This window comes from Lacinutrix venerupis (genome assembly GCF_003663945.1).
Taxonomy (GTDB): Bacteria; Bacteroidota; Bacteroidia; order Flavobacteriales; family Flavobacteriaceae; genus Lacinutrix; species Lacinutrix venerupis.
In genome coordinates this window covers 1-3,091 of sequence record NZ_RCCH01000015.1, presented here as the reverse complement: position 1 = coordinate 3,091, position 3,091 = coordinate 1, and the positions used below count along the sequence as shown (strand labels likewise).

Genomic DNA, 3,091 nt, shown 5'->3' with positions numbered 1-3,091 from the left:
CCGCTCATGATTCTAAACTGAGAACGTCTGTTCATTTGGTGTTGCTCTTCTGTGCAGTTATTACCACAGTCTATTGCTAATTCTGTTTCTCCTTTTCCTGCTCCAGAGATTCTTGATGCATCTATACCTTTAGAGATAATGTATTGCACTGTTGTTTTTGCTCTTCTATCTGAAAGACGTAAGTTATAGTTATCACCTCCTCTAATATCGGTATGCGATGTTGCATAAATAACCATATCTGGATACTTATTCATGGCTTGTACTAAATTGTCTAACTCAAAGGCTGCTTTTGCTGTAATGTTAGATTTATCGTAATCAAAATAGATTGGATTTAATACTACTTCTTCTACCTCTATAATTTTTTCTATTGGATCTAATGCAATTTCTACAAGTGCTTCTTCCTCGTCTGTTCCTTTAATTGCTAGTGTGTTGCTTTCGTAATCCTGCATTGTTACTTGCAGTTCTGTATCTTTGTCACACTCTATAATGTATTCTACTTTACCATTCTGGTCTGCTGTTTTAGTAGCTAAAACATTACCTTGGTCGTCTACTAAAGATGCTGTTGCTCCGGCTAATGGTGCTTTTGTTTTGTTATCTACAATAGTTGCTATGATTTGTACATCGCAAAGTGGTTGTATTTTTTTAAATGCATAAATATCGTCATCTCCTTTTCCGCCTTCTCTGTTAGAAGATACAAAACCATCTCCTGTTTCTTCATTTATTGAGAATGCAAAATCGTCTCCATTAGAGTTTATTGGTACTCCAACATTTCTTACCGGTGCCATTTTACCATCAATCTCTTTAGTGTAAAATACATCCATTCCTCCTAGTCCTAAATGTCCTATTGATGAGAAGTAAAGTGTATTATTATCACTTATATATGGAAACATTTCATGACCTTCTGTATTTATTTTTTGTCCCATATTTACAGGCGTTCCTACTTGTCCATTTTCATCGATGCTTGCTTTGTAAATATCATACTTTCCAAATCCTCCTGGCATATCACTTGCAAAATATAGTGTTGAACCATCTGGACTTACACTTGGATTTTTTATAGAATAGTTTTTACTGTTTATAGGTAAAGCTTCTATGTTAGAAAATTTATCTCCTGTTTTGTTAGCTTTAAATAGGTGTAATACACTATATTTTGTATTAGATACAGAGTCTTTTTCGTAAATGTTTTCATAGAAACTTTCTCTTGAAAAGTATACCGTATTTCCATCTGGAGAGAAAGACATTAATCCTTCATGATACTTTGTATTCATTTTATCTCCTAACATCGTTTCATTTTGGTACGACCCATCTTCTGCTTGAGTAAATGAATACATATCTAAAAATGGTTGCTCATTCCAGCCATAATTTTTTCTTGCATTATTTCTTGCTGAAGAGATGTATAATTTTCCATCTTTAAGTGTACCTCCAAAGTCTGATACAGCTGTATTAATATCCATGTTTTGAACATTAAATTTCTTTCCTCTATCTAAAATTTTAGGAAGGTAATCTGGATTGCTCATAAACATTGCTGCTCTATCGTCACTTGGACGCATAGATGCAAATTTTTTCATTTGCGTGTTAGATGCTTCGTACTTTCCATTGGCTTTTAACATTTCAGAATACTTGAAAATCATTTCTGGTTCTTGAGAAGTTTCCAATGCTTTTGCATACCATTTCTCTGCTTCTGTGGTATTAAAGATGTTGTAATTAGCTTCTGCTAATCGTCCATAAACGTATGCATCTGCTTCACCTTTTTCAACTAATTTATTATAGTCTTCTATGGCTTCTACAAATTGGTATTTATTAAAATGCTTATCGGCACTCTTTGTTGCCTTTGTTTGTGCTGTCACGCTAAAGCTACTTAGTATGACTAGTGTTATGATTAATTTTAAGTGTTTCATCTGGTCCTTGTCTTTTGTGTTAGCTTTTGTGGTTTAGAAATAACGTGGTGAACGTGATACTTTTCTTGGTAAATTAATATCGAAGTTTACAAAGATCTCGTGTGAGGCATCTGTTACAACATCTAATTCTGATTGAATAGCATCGTAAGCATAACCTATTCTAAGCGATGGTGATACCATAAAGTTTACCATACCACTAAACGAATCGTCTAGTCTGTATCCGGCTCCTATTTCTACAACATCGTACATAAATAAATTTAGGTTAACATCGTAACTTACTGGTGCATCAAAGGCATACTTTAATAAAGCGTGTGGCTTTAATTTAAAGTTCTCTGATAAATCAAATACATAACCTGCTGCTGCAAATAAGTGTTCTGATTCTGAACCTATTTTTCTACCCTCACTATCTAAATGTGTTCCATTTAAAATGTTTGGCATCGATGCTGATAAATACCAACGGTTTGGCTGGTATAAATATAATCCGGCTCCTACATTGGCTGTTGTTTGATTAACATCTTGTGAGAAAAATGGGTCATCAGGATCTATAGTGTCTATACCTGCTAAACCAATATCATGAAAAGTTGCTCCTGCTTTTAATCCAAAAGCTAATTTTGTAACATTTCCTACTGGTAAAGTATAAGAAAAGTCTACATAAGCGTTAGTCTCACTTACTGGACCTACCTCATCAGTAATTAATGATAAACCTAATCCTACTCGGTTACCTACCGGAGAATGTATCGCTAAGGTTGCTGTGCTTGGTGAGCCTTCTAAACCTACCCATTGACTACGGTATAATGCGCCTATGGATACGCTTTCGCTTGATCCTGCATACGCAGGATTGATCACATTCATATTGTACATATATTGCGTGTACTGTGGATCTTGCTGCGCTTGTACTCCTACAACTACTAGGAATACGATATATAGTATGTTCTTCATCTGTATTATTATTGGTTTCTAGTTGGTTTGGATTATTTGTTTTCTCTATTGATATATACCCAAGCGGCTTTTGTTTTATTACCTTGGTAGTTCATTACATAGTAATATGTCCCTACTGGTAACTCATCGCCATCTAATGATTGACCATGCCACTCGTTTGTATAATTCGTCTTCTCGTAAACTTTTACTCCATTTCTATTAAATATAGTTAAGCTTTGAACATCGAAACTACTTAAATCAAACGTGTCATTCTTCTG

Annotated in this window: 3 protein-coding genes; all 3 read right to left on the bottom strand. The window is 34.5% G+C overall.

Annotated elements, in window-relative coordinates; translation table 11 throughout:
• A partial coding sequence (locus CLV86_RS14120) for an OmpA family protein (protein ID WP_121053304.1) occupies positions 1 to 1,895 on the bottom strand: 1,895 nt, incomplete at its 3' end.
• A 33-nt stretch (positions 1,896 to 1,928) separates the two neighbouring features.
• The gene (locus CLV86_RS14115; protein ID WP_121053302.1) at positions 1,929 to 2,834 is read right to left on the bottom strand and encodes a PorP/SprF family type IX secretion system membrane protein; all 906 of its coding nucleotides are present in this window, start codon (positions 2,832 to 2,834) and stop codon (positions 1,929 to 1,931) included.
• A gap of 32 nt (positions 2,835 to 2,866) precedes the next feature.
• Positions 2,867 to 3,091 (bottom strand): T9SS type B sorting domain-containing protein (locus tag CLV86_RS14110; RefSeq protein WP_147427047.1); only part of this gene is annotated, 225 nt, incomplete at its 5' end.

What these genes read in the sequence shown, in the direction of transcription:
- CLV86_RS14115 (WP_121053302.1), bottom strand. Translation starts at nt 2,834, where the DNA reads ATGAAGAACATACTATATATCGTATTCCTAGTAGTTGTAGGAGTACAA.